This is a genomic window from Nocardia transvalensis (assembly GCF_015477765.1).
GTDB classification, from domain to species: domain Bacteria; phylum Actinomycetota; class Actinomycetes; order Mycobacteriales; family Mycobacteriaceae; genus Nocardia; species Nocardia transvalensis_A.
This window is the reverse complement of record NZ_JADLQQ010000001.1, coordinates 49855-65516: the sequence shown is the minus strand read 5'-3', so window position 1 is coordinate 65516 and position 15662 is coordinate 49855. Positions and strand designations below refer to the sequence as shown.

General features: G+C 67.2%; 16 protein-coding genes and 1 other RNA gene. 11 read left to right on the top strand and 6 right to left on the bottom strand.

Annotation, left to right across the window (positions count from 1 at the left end; translation table 11 throughout):
- Window positions 1–84 precede the first annotated feature (84 nt).
- The 7 genes from recQ to ssrA all read left to right on the top strand — a co-directional run bounded on the left by recQ (window position 85) and on the right by ssrA (window position 5933).
- Complete coding sequence (recQ, locus tag IU452_RS00370) at window positions 85–2142, top strand: DNA helicase RecQ (protein WP_416382253.1); 2058 nt, start codon at window positions 85–87, stop codon at window positions 2140–2142.
- A 153-nt stretch (window positions 2143–2295) separates the two neighbouring features.
- Window positions 2296–2529, top strand: coding sequence for a hypothetical protein (locus IU452_RS00365; RefSeq protein ID WP_195106837.1), 234 nt, complete (start codon window positions 2296–2298; stop codon window positions 2527–2529).
- Between the two features lie 5 nt (window positions 2530–2534).
- The gene (locus tag IU452_RS00360) at window positions 2535–2759 is read left to right on the top strand and encodes a hypothetical protein (protein WP_195106836.1); all 225 of its coding nucleotides are present in this window, start codon (window positions 2535–2537) and stop codon (window positions 2757–2759) included.
- A 291-nt stretch (window positions 2760–3050) separates the two neighbouring features.
- Window positions 3051–3698 (top strand): slipin family protein, encoded by a 648-nt coding sequence (locus tag IU452_RS00355; RefSeq protein ID WP_195106835.1) that lies wholly within the window; start codon window positions 3051–3053, stop codon window positions 3696–3698.
- Between the two features lie 208 nt (window positions 3699–3906).
- Complete coding sequence (gene smpB, locus IU452_RS00350; RefSeq protein ID WP_195106834.1) at window positions 3907–4380, top strand: SsrA-binding protein SmpB; 474 nt, start codon at window positions 3907–3909, stop codon at window positions 4378–4380.
- Window positions 4377–5240 carry an EamA family transporter gene (locus IU452_RS00345; protein WP_195106833.1) on the top strand — a complete coding sequence of 288 codons (864 nt, stop codon included), beginning with the start codon at window positions 4377–4379 and terminating at the stop codon, window positions 5238–5240. The genes smpB and IU452_RS00345 overlap by 4 nt, the downstream gene beginning before the upstream one ends.
- Window positions 5241–5560: 320 nt before the next feature.
- Window positions 5561–5933, top strand: a transfer-messenger RNA (tmRNA) gene (gene ssrA, locus IU452_RS00340).
- Window positions 5934–5974: 41 nt separating this feature from the next.
- Here ssrA and IU452_RS00335 read toward each other — a convergent pair.
- Complete coding sequence (locus IU452_RS00335; RefSeq protein ID WP_195106832.1) at window positions 5975–6664, bottom strand: DUF899 domain-containing protein; 690 nt, start codon at window positions 6662–6664, stop codon at window positions 5975–5977.
- Between the two features lie 180 nt (window positions 6665–6844).
- Here IU452_RS00335 and IU452_RS00330 point away from each other — a divergent pair, with 180 nt between their 5' ends.
- A complete protein-coding gene (locus IU452_RS00330) occupies window positions 6845–7294 on the top strand; it encodes a phospholipase A2 (RefSeq protein WP_195106831.1) in 450 nt (149 codons plus the stop codon).
- Window positions 7295–7377: 83 nt separating this feature from the next.
- Here IU452_RS00330 and IU452_RS00325 read toward each other — a convergent pair whose 3' ends face one another.
- The 3 genes from IU452_RS00325 to IU452_RS00315 form a co-directional block, all read right to left on the bottom strand.
- Window positions 7378–8973 (bottom strand): putative glycoside hydrolase, encoded by a 1596-nt coding sequence (locus tag IU452_RS00325; protein WP_324192364.1) that lies wholly within the window; start codon window positions 8971–8973, stop codon window positions 7378–7380.
- Between the two features lie 175 nt (window positions 8974–9148).
- A complete protein-coding gene (locus IU452_RS00320; protein ID WP_195106830.1) occupies window positions 9149–11167 on the bottom strand; it encodes a glycosyl hydrolase family 18 protein in 2019 nt (672 codons plus the stop codon).
- Between the two features lie 270 nt (window positions 11168–11437).
- Window positions 11438–11611: a hypothetical protein gene (locus IU452_RS00315; protein WP_195106829.1), complete on the bottom strand. Its 174-nt coding sequence runs from the start codon at window positions 11609–11611 to the stop codon at window positions 11438–11440.
- A 244-nt stretch (window positions 11612–11855) separates the two neighbouring features.
- On the opposite strand from IU452_RS00315, the gene IU452_RS00310 reads away from it, so the two are divergent.
- Window positions 11856–12671, top strand: coding sequence for a lytic polysaccharide monooxygenase (locus IU452_RS00310; RefSeq protein WP_324192363.1), 816 nt, complete (start codon window positions 11856–11858; stop codon window positions 12669–12671).
- Between the two features lie 93 nt (window positions 12672–12764).
- Entirely contained in the window at window positions 12765–12962 is a 198-nt protein-coding gene (locus IU452_RS00305) for a hypothetical protein (RefSeq protein ID WP_195106828.1), read from the top strand.
- A 29-nt stretch (window positions 12963–12991) separates the two neighbouring features.
- Here IU452_RS00305 and IU452_RS00300 read toward each other — a convergent pair whose 3' ends face one another.
- Together IU452_RS00300 and IU452_RS00295 are read right to left on the bottom strand one after the other, a co-directional pair.
- A complete protein-coding gene (locus IU452_RS00300) occupies window positions 12992–14440 on the bottom strand; it encodes a sensor histidine kinase (protein ID WP_195106827.1) in 1449 nt (482 codons plus the stop codon).
- Window positions 14433–15110, bottom strand: coding sequence for a response regulator transcription factor (locus IU452_RS00295; RefSeq protein ID WP_195106826.1), 678 nt, complete (start codon window positions 15108–15110; stop codon window positions 14433–14435). Before IU452_RS00295 ends, IU452_RS00300 begins: the two co-directional genes overlap by 8 nt.
- 121 nt (window positions 15111–15231) lie before the next feature.
- On the opposite strand from IU452_RS00295, the gene IU452_RS00290 reads away from it, so the two are divergent.
- The gene (locus tag IU452_RS00290; protein WP_195106825.1) at window positions 15232–15591 is read left to right on the top strand and encodes a PepSY domain-containing protein; all 360 of its coding nucleotides are present in this window, start codon (window positions 15232–15234) and stop codon (window positions 15589–15591) included.
- Window positions 15592–15662 lie beyond the last annotated feature (71 nt).

The window sequence follows — 15662 nt, the reverse complement described above, 5'->3', positions numbered from 1 at the left end:
TCGTAGAGGGTGCGTTTGCCGACAAAGGGTGCGGCTGTGCGGATGGGGGTTTCGCGGGGAGCGGAGATCCGTAGGATGGCCAGAGTGAGTTCCCCGGAGACGCTCGAGACGACAGCCGATCAGCCCGGTGCGGGCGTGGAATCCGATGCGGCACACCAGGTTCTACGGCGTGTGTTCGGCTACGACACCTTCCGGGGGTTACAGCGCGAGATCGTCGATCAGGTCGTCTCGGGCGGTGATGCGCTGGTCCTGATGCCGACCGGCGGCGGTAAATCGCTGTGCTACCAGATCCCGGCGCTGGTACGGCCGGGAGTGGGTGTGGTGATCTCACCGCTGATCGCGCTCATGCAGGATCAGGTCGATGCGCTCACCGCGCTCGGTGTGCGCGCGGGCTTCCTGAATTCGACCCAGTTCCCCGACCAGCGGCGGGCGGTGGAGGCGCAGTTCCTCGCCGGGGAGCTCGATCTGCTCTACCTCGCCCCGGAGCGGTTGCGTATCGAATCGACCATGCAACTGCTGGATCGGGCGAAGGTGTCGGTGTTCGCCATCGACGAGGCGCACTGCGTCTCCCAGTGGGGTCACGACTTCCGGCCCGACTACCTGGCGCTGTCGGTGCTGCACGAGCGCTGGCCCGATGTGCCGCGCATTGCGCTCACCGCCACCGCGACCGAGGCCACGCGCGTCGAAATCGCCGAACGCCTGGACCTGACGGGCGCCCGGCATTTCGTCGCCAGCTTCGACCGGCCCAATATCCAGTATCGGATCGAACCGAAGAATCGGCCCGAGCAGCAGTTGCTGGCCTTCATCCGCGCCGAACACCCGGGCGATGCGGGCATCGTGTACTGCCTGTCCCGCAATTCGGTGGAGAAGACCGCCGAATTCCTCAGCCGCAACGGTGTTCCGGCGGTGCCGTATCACGCCGGACTCGACAATCGGACGCGGGCCACCAACCAGGCCCGCTTCCTGCGCGAGGACGGGCTGGTGGTGGTCGCGACCATCGCCTTCGGCATGGGGATCGACAAACCCGACGTACGCTTCGTGGCCCACCTCGACCTGCCCAAATCGGTGGAGGGCTACTACCAGGAGACCGGCCGCGCCGGGCGGGACGGCCTGCCGTCCACCGCGTGGATGGTCTACGGCCTCAACGACGTCGTGCAGCAGCGCAAACTGATCGACTCCTCCGAGGGCGACGCCGCGCACCGGCGGCAGCTGCAGCTGCACTTGGACGCCATGCTCGCGCTGTGTGAGACCGTGCAGTGCCGCCGTACCCAGCTGCTGGCCTACTTCGGTCAGCGCGGCGAGCCGTGCGGCAATTGCGATACCTGTCTGACCCCGCCCGAATCCTGGGACGGCACCGTCGCGGCCCAGAAGGTGCTGTCGGCGGTGCTGCGGTTGAAACGCGAACGCGGTCAGAGCTTCGGCGCGGGTCACATCATCGACATCCTGCTCGGCAAGTCGAATCCGAAGGTGCTGCAGCACAACCACAACGAGCTGAAGGTATTCGGCGTCGGCGGCGATCTGCGCGATACCGAATGGCGTGGGGTGATCCGCCAGCTGCTCGCCCAGGGGCTGCTGGCGGTGCACGGCGATTACGGTGTGCTCACCCTCACCGAGGCCAGCGACGACGTGCTGTTCCGTGGCCGAAAGGTGATGCTGCGCCGCGAGCCGGAGCGCGCCAAGGTCGCAAAGGCCCCGCGGGCCAAGGCATCTCGCCTCGCCGCCGCCGACCTCGCCCCCGGCGACGCCGATCTGTTCGAGCGCCTGCGGGCCTGGCGTGCCTCGGTCGCCAAGGAACAGGGTGTGCCCGCCTACGTCGTCTTCCACGATGCCACCCTGCGCGAGATCGCGACCCGCAAGCCCGCCACGCTCGCCGAACTCGGATCCATCGGTGGTGTGGGTGAGAACAAGCGCGCCAAATACGGCGAGGGCGTGCTGGAAGTCGTTGCGTCCGAGGGTGCCTCGCCCGCATCCGCCGATCCTCGCGCCACACCGCCGACCAAGTCGTCGGCAGCGCGACCCGCACCTGCTCCGGCATCGAATTCCCGGTCCGCCCAGGCAGCCGATATTCCGGAACCGGCGCAGTGGGATCACGAACCGCCGCCGGATTGGGATTTCGAACCGCCGCCGGACGACAGATACTGAGCCCCGTGAGCTCTGCCCGAGGTCGAGAAGACCTGTGTCGGAAGGCGTTCCGGCGGCAACAGGGCGAAATGGACAATTGACCGGTTTGCCGGGGCGGCGGTACGCGGTGTGAACTGCGTTTATAACAGTCACCTATCCGGGTACCGTTTGAATATGGCGCTCGGTGACGACGAGGTGATCCGCGGGGACGGTCTGCCGACGGATCGGAGCACCTTTACGGTGTCCCAGCCGCCACAGCCCCGGGCGGCGGAGGCAGACCCGCCGGTCCGCAGACACCGGCTGTGGTCACGAAAACTGCTGGGTGGGCCGCGTGTGTCGACCCTGCTGCTGATGTCGGCCTGGGTCGCGCTGTTCGTCCTCTATCTGCAGATTCGGCCGGGTGGGTAGCCCGCGTGTTCGACGACGATCGCACTGACGAGTCCTCCGACTCCCGCGGCGGTGAGGCGCCGGATGTCGCCGCCCGGAGCGGCCGCCCGATCGATGGATCGGTGGACGTCGGGTGGTTGCGCCCGCATGCCAGCCGGGTCCGGGGCAGGCCGCGGGCGTCCACCGTGGTGCTGGTGCTGATCTTCATCGCCGTTCTGGTGCTCTACCTCCAGATCCGTCCGGGCGGCTAGAAAATCGCTCGCGCGCCCGAGGCCGGTTGTCTACCGTTGTCTTCGGTCGCAGCCAGGGGCGCACCGGAATCTCCGGACCGCGTACCCCGTCTCGGGCGACCAGCCATTCTGGTTGGCACAGACCTTTCAGTCTGTCGGGGTTCGAATCCCTTTCGATGCGTCCTGCTCCGGTCGGATGCGCCGGCACGGCCCTGCGGGCTCTCCGCCTCGGCGGAGGATGCTCCCGCCGCGTCGGCGCGACCGGGCAGGACGCATCCGTGTCGGCCACCGAGTGGGGGAAGGAGTTCGGTCATGCACACCACTGTCATGGATTGGCAGCGCACGCTGCTGTATCGCGACGGCAAGCTCGACAAGGTGCTCGAGCCGGGCCGTCACCGCTACGACCGGCGTCGCTGCACGCTGGTCGAGATCGACATGCGCCCGCGTCAGCTGCAGGTCACCGGGCAGGAACTCCTCACCCGCGACGGCCTGTCGCTGCGGGCCAGCTTCACGGTGAACTGGACGGTCACCGACCCGGTCGCCTTCACCACCGGCGCCCAGTACTCCGAGTCGGTGCTCTATGCCGCGGTGCAGGAGGTTGCTCGCGACAAGGTCGCCGCACACACCCTCGACGATCTGCTCGCCGACCGCACCCTGCTGACCGGCACCGCCGAGGTGGCCGCTGCGGTCACCGACCTCGGAATCCAGGTGTCGAACGTGCGCGCGCGTGACTTGATGCTGCCGGGCGAGCTGCGCAAGGCCGCCCTGGAGACGGTGCTGGCCAAGGAGCGCGGCCGCGCCGACCTGGAGCGGGCCCGCGCCGAGGCCGCGGCCCTGCGCTCGCTGGCCAACACCGCCCGCCTCCTGCGGGAGAACCCCGCCCTGCTGCACCTGCGCACCCTCCAGGTCGCCGCCACCCCGGGCGCCCAGGTGATCCTGGACCCGCGCGACCACACCTGACCCTGCCGCCCGACCGCCGGGTGATCGTGCCGGAAGAAAGTTGGTCCCGGCGCCGTTGACTGGTGCCGGGGTGGCGGCAGGGGGATCCGTAAGCTGGTTGGGCATTCCGGCCCGGGTGACGCGGGTTGGGCGGTGCGGTGGGAACGGGACTGGCCCCGGCGGGAGCGTGGATGCCTCCCGGCCGGGCAAACGGTGTAGAGAAGGGAACATGAAGGAGAAGGGGCGCAAGGTCATCGCCACCAACCGGAAGGCGCGGCACAATTACACGATCCTGGAGACCTATGAGGCCGGGGTCGCGCTGGTCGGTACCGAAGTGAAGAGCCTGCGCGAGGGTAAGGCGTCGCTGGTGGACGCCTACGCCACCATCGACGACGGGGAGGTGTGGCTGCGCGGGCTGCACATCCCCGAGTACGGGCACGGAACCTGGACCAACCACGCCCCGCGACGCACCCGCAAACTGCTGCTGCATCGCCGCGAGATCGACAAGCTCACTGGTAAGACGAAGGAGACCTCGCAGACGTTGGTGCCGCTGTCGATGTACTTCTCCGACGGCAAGGTGAAGGTCGAGCTGGCCCTGGCCAAGGGTAAGCAGGACTACGACAAGCGCCAGGATCTGGCTCGTCGCACCGCGGAGCGGGAGGTGACGCGCGAGCTCGGCCGGCGGGTAAAGGGCATGAAGTGACGGCGCTGCTGCTGGCGCTGGTGGCGGCCCTCGGGTACGGGGTCAGCGACTTCGTGGGCGGGGTGGCCTCACGCCGGGTCGCCGCCCTGCGCATCGTCATCGTTTCCTACCCCCTGTCGGTGCTGCTCATGGCCGCAATCGCGCCGTTGGTCCACGCCCAGGTGGATATGGCAGCGCTCGGCTGGGGCGCCGCGGCGGGTGTGGCCAGCGGACTGGCCGTGTGGTGGTTCTACGCCGCGCTGGCGACCGGTCCGATGGCGGTGGTGTCGCCCCTGACCGCGGTGCTGGTCGCCGGAGTTCCGGTGGTGATCGGGTTGGTCTCGGGCGAGCGCGCCAATCCGGCCGCCTACGTCGGCATCGGCTGCGCGCTGGTGGCGGTGGTCCTGGTCAGCAAGGAATCGCCCGACGCCGTCACCGAGGAGATCACCGGCGGGCGCGAACTGCGCTTCGACCGCCGGGTCGCGCTGCTCACCGTGGGCTCGGGCATCGCCTTCGGCTTCGCGTTCGTCTTCCTGCACGAGGCGGCCGGACCGGCGGGCCTGTGGCCGCTGGTGTCCTCGCGTCTGGCCGCGACCGTCGTCGTGTGGGTCGCGGCCCTGGCCACTGGGCATTTCCATGCGCCGACCGGTAAGCCGCTGCGGCTGGCGGCCTACGTGAGCGTGCTGGACGTCATCGCCAACGTGGCCATGCTCTACGCCTTTCACGGCTCGATGCTGTCGCTGGTGAGCGTGATCGGCTCGCTGTATCCGGCGGCGACGGTCCTGCTGGCGATGGTGCTGCTGGGCGAGCGGGTGGGCCCGCTACAACAGATCGGCATGGTGCTGGCACTGGGCTCGGTCGCTCTGATCGCCACGGCATGATGTCCGACCGCCGGCATCTCATCTCCCCTCCGTCGATGAGATGCCGACGCGATTCGAATCTAGGAACTTCATCGCGGCACCGCCGACCTCAATTTCCATGAGAAGAGAAGAAAGGCGAGGTCAGAGCCCATCCATGAACATTCCGGACCGGACATTCGGAACTCGGATCGAGCGGTCCCAGACTAGGGGACGAGGGGGCCGGGCGCGTGACGCAGACCACGTCGCAGCTGGTGTCCGGCGGTGGAATGAACCGTCAACAACGGGTGTTAGTATGGACAGCCCGGCCACTGGCCGGGGTCATCTGATTCGATAACACAGACGGGGCTGAACGGTTTCGACTGCGTACGTCGATTCAGGGGAAGCGTGTCGGTGCAGGCAGGAGACCACCGTAAGCGTCGCTGTAACCAAATAAGCGCCGACTCTAAAGTTCAGCGCGACTACGCTCTCGCTGCCTAAGCAGTAGAGCGTGTCTGTCAGCCCGGGTTCGCCCTCGGCCCGGTCCCTGGCATCAGCTAGAGGGCTCACCGTCCGCCTCGGTCGCGGAGACGGACGGGACACCACACAGCGACTGGGATCGTCATCTCGGCTTGTTCGCGTGACCGAGAGATCCGAGCAGAGGCACAGCGAACTGCACACGGAGAAGCCCTGGAGAAGCGGCGGAGGACCCGGGTTCGATTCCCGGCAGCTCCACTCTCGAAGGCCCGGTCCACACGGACCGGGCCTTTGTCGTTCCGTCACGCATCCGGGTCGCCGTAGGCGGCGGCTATGTCTTGGGAACTGCTCCAGCGGCTGTAGGTGGGGGACTTGGGCCAGCCCTCGGGGGAGTCTTGCCATTCCTCCTGGCGGCCGTAGGGGAGTAGGTCGATCAGGGGGAAGGTGTGGCTGAGTTGTTCTACGCCGCGGCCGGTGGTGTGCCAGGTGCGGTAGACGGTGTTGTTGGTGCGGAGGAAGACGTTGATGGCGAATTCGCCGCCGGGTGGGGCGCCGACGTCGGTGCCGAACGGGCTGTGTGCCGTGGAGTACCAGGGCATCTTGTTTCCGACTCGGCGCTTGTAGGCGAGGGCCTCGGCGATCGGGCCCTGGGTGACGATGACGAAGCGGGCGTCGTAGTTGGTCAGGAACTCCAATCGGGTGAACTGCGAGGTGAATCCGGTGCAGCCGCTGCATTGCCACTGCTCGCCCGGGAACCACATGTGGTTGTAGACGATCAGTTGTGACATGCCGCCGAAGAGGTCCACCAGCCGAACCGGTCCCTCCTCGCCCTCGAGGGTGTAGTCGGGCATCTCGACCATCGGCAGGCGGCGGCGCTGGGCGGCGATCGCGTCGAGCTCGCGGGTCGCGGCCTTCTCCCGGCGGCGCAGCGCGTCGAGTTCCCGCTGCCAGGTCTCGGTGTCGACGACGGGCGGCAGTGCTGTGGTGCTCATGGGGTCCTCCCTGACCGTGTTCACAGGTGTGTGGGCTGTAGGTGTAGACCTCGTCCGTTCACCGAATTCATCGGTGCGGGAGGGGTTCCGAACTTTCGGTGGTCGGCAGGGAACCGATTCGGGAGGGGCTGCGTCAAAGCTAGGGACAACTGAAAGACCCATGAACGGGGGAGGACACAAATGAGGAATCCGATCACGCGGGCGGCTGTCGTTGCCGCTGCCGCCGCGGCGACGGTGTTGTCGGGTGTTGTCGGGGCGGGTTCGGCATCCGCGGACGATCTGCGGGCTGTCGCGGACAACTACATGAACATGTCTGCCGACGACTTCGCCAACGCTGCCAAGGATCCGCGGTTCGACTGGAGCACGGATGGCTGCAGCGGGCCGACCGAGCCCATCTTCGCCAACGCCTGTCTCCAGCACGATTTCGGTTACCGCAACTACGGCAACCACGGCGCGTTGAAGCTCAGCCCGACGGCTGAGACGAAGGAATGGATCGACGGGCAGTTCCTGGAGCAGATGCGAAATGCCTGCGGGGACAAGTATCCGCCCGACGTCGTGGGCAGCTGCATCGACAACGCCCAGTACGCGTGGCAGGCGGTGCACAGCGCCGGTGGCGGGTCGTTCTTCTGACCGCCGACGGCGAGCCGAGGTGATGCCGGTCCGGTAGCTACCGCGGGCCCGGTCCACCGGGACCGGGCCCGCGGCCATCGCGGTCAGCTCGGGGCGAGGGCTCCACCGTGGTAGGTCACCGTCGGGCTCCACAAGAAGAAGCTGTCTATCCCGGCGGCGTGGGTGGCCTCGATCTGGGCGGCGACCTCGGCGTCGCTGTAGGCGTAGCCGAGGGTGAAGTCCTGCAGCCACGGGATGATCGGGGTGGTGGTGCGGGCGCGGAAATCTTGGAGGGAGCGCAGGACGATGTCGTAGGGCTGGGCGTTCGGGTTGGGGACGTTGTATTCGCCCGGGTTCCAGTGCGAGGGGTACAGCATCGGGGCGATGAAGTCGACGTGGCGGGAGATGGCGGCAATGTCCTGGGCGATCTGCTCGGGCCGATTGACCGCGATGCCGTAGACGGCCGCGCTCAGATGAGCCCCCGCGTCGTGCACCGGGTCGCGGCTCTGCCGGAGGAAATCGGCAACCGCGGCGCTCGGGGTATCGATCAGGCCCGGGAAGTGCATGCTGGACAGGTCGCCGTCGGGGCGGCGGACGTAGTCGTACATGATGCCGTCGAAGCCGAGCCGGGCGGCCTCCACCGCGAGGGCGATGTTGTAATCGCGGATCTCCGGATGGGCGAAATTGGTGAACGCGATGGGCCCGTACTTGCTGGAATACGGCTGTCCGGACGGGTTCTGGATCACCCAGTCGTGGTGGCCGGCGTTCCAGGCCCAGCCTGCCAGGGCCGGGTCGCGGAATGCCACGATCCGCCCCACCACCCGTAGCCCGAGGTCGTGCAGGTGACGCAGGGTGGCGGGCGCGTCGTAGATCGGTTCGACCGCACCCGATTCCCGGGCGAGCGGGACCTGCGAGTCGTAGCCGACGACGCCGTCCTCGTCCTTGATGTCGAGCTGCACGGTATTGATCCGGCCCTGCCGCGCCAGCTCGAGCACGGCCTCGCGCAGCGGATCGTAGGACCATGCATGCGCCGTGACATGGACCGCCTTCATCCCGCGAAGATCCACGGCGGCGCTGAGCGCACGGACCGTCGTATTGCCCGCGTCGTCCACCGCGACCACCTCGGCGCCGGCCGGCGCACGCGGCACCGAGATCTCGAAGCGTCCGTCCAAACCCGGCACCACCGACCGCGTGCCGAGGGATACGCGCTCGGCCCCGGTCGCCGTGCCGCGCACCGTCACCGGCTGACGGAACGAGGCCACGGTGTCCGGCTGAACCACGTCCAGCTCCGGCGGCACGGTGTCGACCGTGAACGTCGCCGACGTTCCCGGACCGGTTCGCAGGAATCTGAACGGCCCGTCGGGCGGGATCTCCGCGACGAAGGTGTGCTTACCATCGCTCAGCTGCCCGGGGCGATAGACCACCGCGTCGCCGTCGACTCGGCCCGGCACGGTCGCATCGTCGAGCGTCAGCCGCATGGTGTGTGGATCGTGACCGCGGGCGTCCACCCGCAATTCCAGTCCCGCCAGCGCGGCCGCTCCGAGGCGTCGTTCCGGCAGGCCCCGCAGCGACAGCCCCGAGGGCTCACCGCGACCGGCGCTGATGATTGTCGAGGTGAGCAGGACCAACAGGACCGTCCCGACCGCCATGATCGCCGCCCGCCGTCTGTCGAGCGACCGCATTCGCACGAGCAACTCCACACCGCCTTCCATGGACCCCCGCTCCGGTCAGTTTGTCCACTATGTCCGGTACAGAGGTGAAATCGGTGTATTTCCCTTCGGGCATTTCCGCAGGCGTCGGCAACGCTGTCGCGCGACGAAGAAACCCCGGTCCGCACGGCGAGTCGCGGACCGGGGTCACCCTTTCGTGCAGGACCTACTTCAGCGTGACGTCATCGGCGTAATAGGCGCCCTGGGAGTACCAGCCGTGAAGCCAGACGGTGACCTTCGTGGTGCTGGGACCGGTGGTGAACTTGGTCGACAGCTGTTGATAGGCACCACCGGTGGACTGGGTCCAATTGGCGGTGTCGGTGGTGCCGCTGTCGGTGACGCCGAGGTAGACGTAGTTGCCGTTCACCCAGGCCGAGAGCGTGTAGGGACGGTTCGGTTCGACGGTGACCGACTGGGAGCACTGGGCGGTGTCCCGGTCGGTCGGAGCGGCGGACAACGCCGACTTGCCGCCGTGGACCGAGGTGGTGACGATCGAGCCGAGATTGCCCGTGCAGGTCCAGGGGGACAGGGCACCGGACTCGAAGTCTCCGTTGATTACTCCGGTGCCGCCGGGCGGCTGCGTGGTGGTGGGCGGAGTGGTCGTCGGCGGTGTGGTGGTCGTGGTCGGAGTCGTCGTCGGAGGCGTAGTAGTAGGCGGCACTGTCGTTGTCGTCGGCGGCACCGTCGTGGTCGTTGTCGTCGGCGGTGTGGTTGTCGTCGTCGGCGAGTCGCAGTTCGGTGCGCTGCCGTTGACGGCGTCGACTACCGCGTTGAACAGTGTCGTGCGCGGATCCAGGCTCTCGAGCGAATACATCATCGCCCCACCGAGTCCGCGGCAGTGCAGGTAATCGGCCTTGGCCTTGATGGCCTCGGGCGAGTCGCCGGTCCACCAGTTCGTGCCGTCGTAGAAGTAGGCGGCCTGCGCCTTCTTGTCGAAGAACGTGCGCTGCGGATTGTCGACTGTCCCGCCCAGTTCCTTGTACATCCGCACGCCCGGAACGTTCCCGGAATTCGGCGCACCGGGTGCCGGTCCCGACGCGGGCTGGAAGAGTCCGTGTTCATTGCCCGCCGGCACACCCGTCCAGCCTCGGTAGTAGAACGGGAATCCGAGGGTCAGCTTGTTCGCCGGGAAGCCGCCGGGAATGCCGTAGGCGCTGTTGCCGGTGATCCACGCCTTGACCGCTACGTCGATGTTGTACTTGTCGTTGCCCGGCGGGACCGGAGTCATCGGGTCGTCGGGCCGGCTGTAGATGGGATTCTGGAAGTTGGTCGGGCCCTTCGCTTCCCACGCGCCGTGCATGTCGTAGGTCATGAGGTTGACCAGGTCGAGATGCTGGCCCAGTTTGTCGGTCTCGTAGTGGCGGATCTTGTCCTGCCCGGCCGCGACGGCGGCGGTCAGCGCGTAACGCTTGCCGTCGGCCGTGCCCTGCTCGTCCAACTGCCTGCGGAACTCCGCCGTCAAGAGCGTGAAGTTGGCCCGATCGGCCGGGGAGGCATGGTTGCCGAGGTGGCCGCCGCCGCCCGGGTACTCCCAGTCCAGATCGAAGCCGTCGAAAACACCCTTGCCGGTGCCGGGGCCGCCGTAGCCGTTCTGCTTGGGCAGATTGCCCTTGATGAACATGTCGATGCAGGAGGAGACGAACTTCTTACGGGCGGCGTCGCTGGCGGAGACGTCGGAGAAGTACTTCGAGTACGTCCAGCCGCCGATGGACAGCAGCACCTTCAGTTTCGGATGCTTCGCCTTGAGTTGCTTGAGTTGCTTGAAGTTTCCGACGATCGGGTCATCCCACTTGTCGGCGGTGCCGTCGACGCTGGAGGATGCGTCGAACGTCTTGCCGTAGTCGGCGTAGGAGTCGCCCGCACCGTCGCCGGCGTTCGGATCGTTCTCGTCCGGGTTGGCCGCCTTGTTCGCCTCGAAGCAGGTGAGGTCCTGTGGATGGATATTGGCGAAGGCATAGTTGAGGTAATCGAGTTTGCCTGCGACGCCGGTGGTGTCGACATGTTTCAGGTAGTAGGCGTTCTGGTAGACCGACCACTGGGTGTAGTAGGCGATCTTGGTGCCGCCGGAGGTGGGCGGGGCCGCCGCGGTGCGCGAGGCGTCGAACGGCGCGACCAACGCCAGGGCGATACCGATCACCGTGCTCGCGATCAGTGCGAGGATCGCCGGGTATTTCGTCGTCCGCATGGGGGTTCCTCCCTGGGGTGACGTATATCGAATGGCATTGCACAACAGCCGGTTCGGTCGATACAGCGTCGATCCGCCGCAGACGGCGCGCTGCGCACCAGAGTCAGAACTGAGAACTGTTGTACGAGAATATGTCTCGGCCGACTGTCACCAGGCCATCCCTGGGCCGGGCAACCGTCTAAATCATGGCACGCTGCACAGGTGCCGCGCGGCGTGTGACGAAGAATGCGGAAAGCTTTCGCCACCACCGGGATTGCTGATCGATGCCGATCAGCCTGGTGCGCGTCTCGAATCAGGGAGCGCCGCAGAGATGCGGCGGCGCTGCGCGGCCGTGGTCAGCGCGCCGATCGGATCGATCAGGCGGCCCGGAATTTTTTCGGCGGCACCGAGACCGCCTGTGCCGCTGACCCGTGCTCCGAGGCCGTCGCGCACCCTGTGACACATGGCGTGTATGCGACAGCCCCTCGTCGAAATTTCGTAGCAAACTACGACGAACAGCGGAATTCGGGCGGGAAGCGTTTGTAGATTGCTGAACAATACTCGCTGGTCGCTTGACCATCTGGAGGGCTCCTTCTAAGGTCCGAGCAGATCACAAATCGGCAACGGTGTGATCACGGATAATCGGAAGAATTTTATGGCGGCACGCCGGCCCCTGCCGTCCGACGACGCGTGAAGGAGATAGTTCATCGTGAGAATTCGGATGCTGTCGGCGATCGGGGCCGCGGTGGCTGTGCCAGCGGCGATGGTGACGGTATTACCGGCCACGGCCTGGGCACACGGCTATGTGTCGTCGCCGCTGAGCCGCCAGGCGCAGTGCGCGCAGCACGTGGTGTCGTGCGGCGAGATCACCTATGAGCCACAGAGTGTGGAGGCGCCGAAGGGCTCGCACAGCTGCAGCGGCGGCAATACGCGGTTCGAAGAGTTGGACGACGACAACAAAGGCTGGCGGGCGCAATCGGTGGGCCGATCGGTCGATTTCACCTGGACCAATACCGCCCAGCACCGTACTGCCAATTGGGAGTATTACATCGGCGACACCCGGGTGGGATTCATCGACGGAAAGAACGAGCAGCCGGGTGAGAAGGTCACCCACACCATCGACCTCGGTCAATTCAGCGGCCGCCAGAAATTGCTCGCCGTTTGGAATATCGGCGATACCGAAAACGCCTTCTATTCGTGTGTGGACCTGCAGATCGGCGGCGACGGGTCCGCGCCACCCTCCGCAACCCCCACGCCCAGCAACCCGCCGACGACCACCCCGGCACCGACCACCCCGCCCTCCTCGAGTCCGACACCCACGCCACCTTCCTCGAGCCCGACGACCACGCCGCCGACCTCGACCGGCGGCACCCCCGATGCCCGGCAATGGCAGGCACATGCTTCCTATCGGATAGGAGATACCGTGACATACAACGGAACTCGCTACCGTTGCCTGCAGGCACACACCGTCCACGACCCCAACTGGACCCCCGACGCCACCCCGGCACTGTGGGAACAGGCCTGACCCGGCGCACGGTGGAGGCCCGTCAGCCGGGGCGGGCCTGCACACCGAATGGTCGGCTCGACTGAACGGTCCCCGTCTGGGTACCACCCCACTATGTTCGCCATCGCAGCCGCAGTTCTGTTCGCCATCGCCTTGTTGCTGGAACTCGTCGACAGGGCCATGACCTTCGGGGTCGAGGTCTTTCTGATCCTCGGGTTGCTCGGCATGGCCCTGCACCTCGCGGGGTTCAGTGCCCGCATCCCCGCACGCGGCCAGTGGCGTACGCGCAATCGGTGGGGACGTCGGCGCTGAGCGCCGGATTCGACGGGATGCTTTGTTGCTCAGCGTATTCGGGGGAGCATGACGACGAATCGGGCACCGTTTTCGGGGCCGTCGGTCACGTGGATCGTGCCGTCGTGGCGCGTGACGACGTCGCGGACGATGGCAAGTCCGAGGCCGGTGCCGCCCGCGTCGCGAGTGCGCGCGTCGTCGAGGCGGGCGAAACGCTGGAAGATGCGCTCGCGGTCGGCGGGCGGGACGCCCGGTCCGTCGTCGATGACCTCCAGGACGGCCGTGTCGCCGGTACCGGTCACCGTGACCCGCACGACGGTGGTCGCATGGCGTTGGGCGTTGTCGACGAGGTTGGTCAGCACGCGGCCGAGTTGAATGCGGCTGCCCAGCACGGTCACCGGCTCACCGGGTGTGCTGATGTCGACAGGGTGGCGATCGCCGACGCGTTGGCTCGCGTCGGCGCGAACCAGTTCGACGAGGTCTATGCGGTCGCGCCGGGGCCGTTCCCCGGCGTCGAGGCGCGCCAGTAGCAGCAGATCGGCGGCCAGCTGTTCCAGCCGCACGGTGTCGTCGAGCAGCCCGTCCAGATCGAGCAGGTGCGGATGGGCCCGGGTGACCTCGAGTTGGGTGCGCAGGCTGGCGATGGGGCTGCGCAGCTCATGGGAGGCGTCGCCGATGAAGCGGCGCTGGCGGTCGGCGGACTGCTCCAGGGCGGCGAGGGTTGCGTTGGTGGTCGTTGCCAGCCGGGCGATTTCATCCCGGGACGCCGGTTCGGGGACGCGGCGGGACAGATCGCCGTCCATGATCTCGGCCAGTTCGGTGCGAATCGCCTCCACGGGCCGCAGCGCGCGGCGGGTGACCAGCCACGTCACCGCCGCCACCACGACGAGCAGCAGCGGCAGGCCGATCAACATGGCACGACCGACTCCCGCGAGCGCTTGGTCCGCGGTGGCGAGGGAGGATCCTGCATAGATCGTGAGGTGTCGACCGTCGGGCGTGGTCGATCGCAGTCCCGCCACTCGGAAGTCGCGGCTGCCGGTGTGCTCCTCGGCTATCGGCAACTGCATATCGCGGAAGACCACCGAACCCGTCGCGGACTCGTGGACGCGAGAGGCGACGTCGTCGTCATCATCATCGTCGTCATCGTCATCGTCGTGCTTTGCGGCGGTGACGAAGTCGGCCATGGGTCCGTGATTACGCAGATCGTCGTCGGCCGCCAGTACCCTGCCGTCGGCCGAAATCACCTGCACCGGTTGATTATCCGCGTCGGGTAGCTTCAGATTCGACAGGTCGGTACCCGCGGCGATCTGCGCGGCCACCTCGCGCGCGGTCGTCTCGGCCTGCAGGCCCGCACTGTTGATCAGGTTGTGCCGCAACACGGTCAGCACCACCAGGCCCGCCGCGATCAGTGCCGCGGCCACCACGACCGTCGCGCCCGCCGTCGTGCGGGCCCGCACCGAACTCCACCACCACGGCCGATGCCGCAGCAGCTCAGCCATCGTCGGCCACCAGACGGTACCCGGCGCCGCGCACGGTCAGGATCGAGCGGCGCCCGAACGGCGCATCGATCTTGCGGCGCAGTGCGCTGATGTAGACCTCGACGATGTTCGGATCACCGTCGTAGGCGAAATCCCAGACGTGGCGCAGGATATCGCCCTTGGACACGATCTCCCCGGCGCGCAGTGCGAGCTGCTCGAGGATCGCGAACTCCTTGGCGGTGAGCGTGATCTCCTGCGTGCCCCGGCGGCAGGCGTGCGTATTCGGATCCACGGTCAGGTCGCCGACGCTCAGCACCGGGGCCCCGCCGCGCGTGCGGCGGCGCAAGAGGGCGCGGATGCGGGCCAGCAGCACCACATAGGAGAACGGCTTGCTCAGATAGTCGTCGGCGCCGGTGTCCAGGCCCTCCGCCTCGTCGTATTCGCCGTCCTTGGCGGTCAGCATCAGCACCGGCGTCTCGACCCCGTCCGACCGCAGCGCGGCACAGACCTGATAGCCGTTCAGGCCCGGCAACATGATGTCGAGGATGATCAAATCGTAGTCGCCGCTGCTCGCGCGGTGCAGCCCGTCGGTGCCGTCGTAGGCGACATCCACCGCGAATCCCTCGGCCGCCAGGCCCTTCGCCAGTGTCTCGGCCAGACGCCTCTCGTCCTCCACGATCAGCAGACGCATCCCTACAGCCTGTCAGACGCTTCCTGAAGGAAGTTTCAGGTGTCTTCAGGAAGGCTTCAGCCGGGCACTGCGACAGTGGGAATCGCAGTACGGAACTGGCACTCGCACAGGAGGTTTCACCATGGCTTTCGCTCGTCGCTGGACATCCGGCACCCGCTGGCTGCTGGCGGGCACGGCGGTCACCGCCGCCACCCTCGTCGCCGGTGCCGCGGTGGCGGACGCGGCCGATATCTCGGCTCCTCGCCTGACCGCGAGCCACGGCCCGCGGCTCACGGCGGATCCCGCGGTCAGCATGGATCAGGCCGTGGAGAAGGCGAAGGAGGCCGTTCCCGGTGGCACTGTGGATTCGGTCGACCTCGACCACGAACGCGGCACGCTGGTCTGGGAGGTCGATATCGATACTCCCGACGGCCTCGAGCACGAGGTGCAGATCGATGCGAACAACGGCAATGTGATCGCCAATCACGTCGACGACGACTGATCCGACGATTCAGCAGGCCCGGCCGCGGTGTATGCCCGGCCGGGCCTGGCATGTCAGCGTCACGTGGCTCG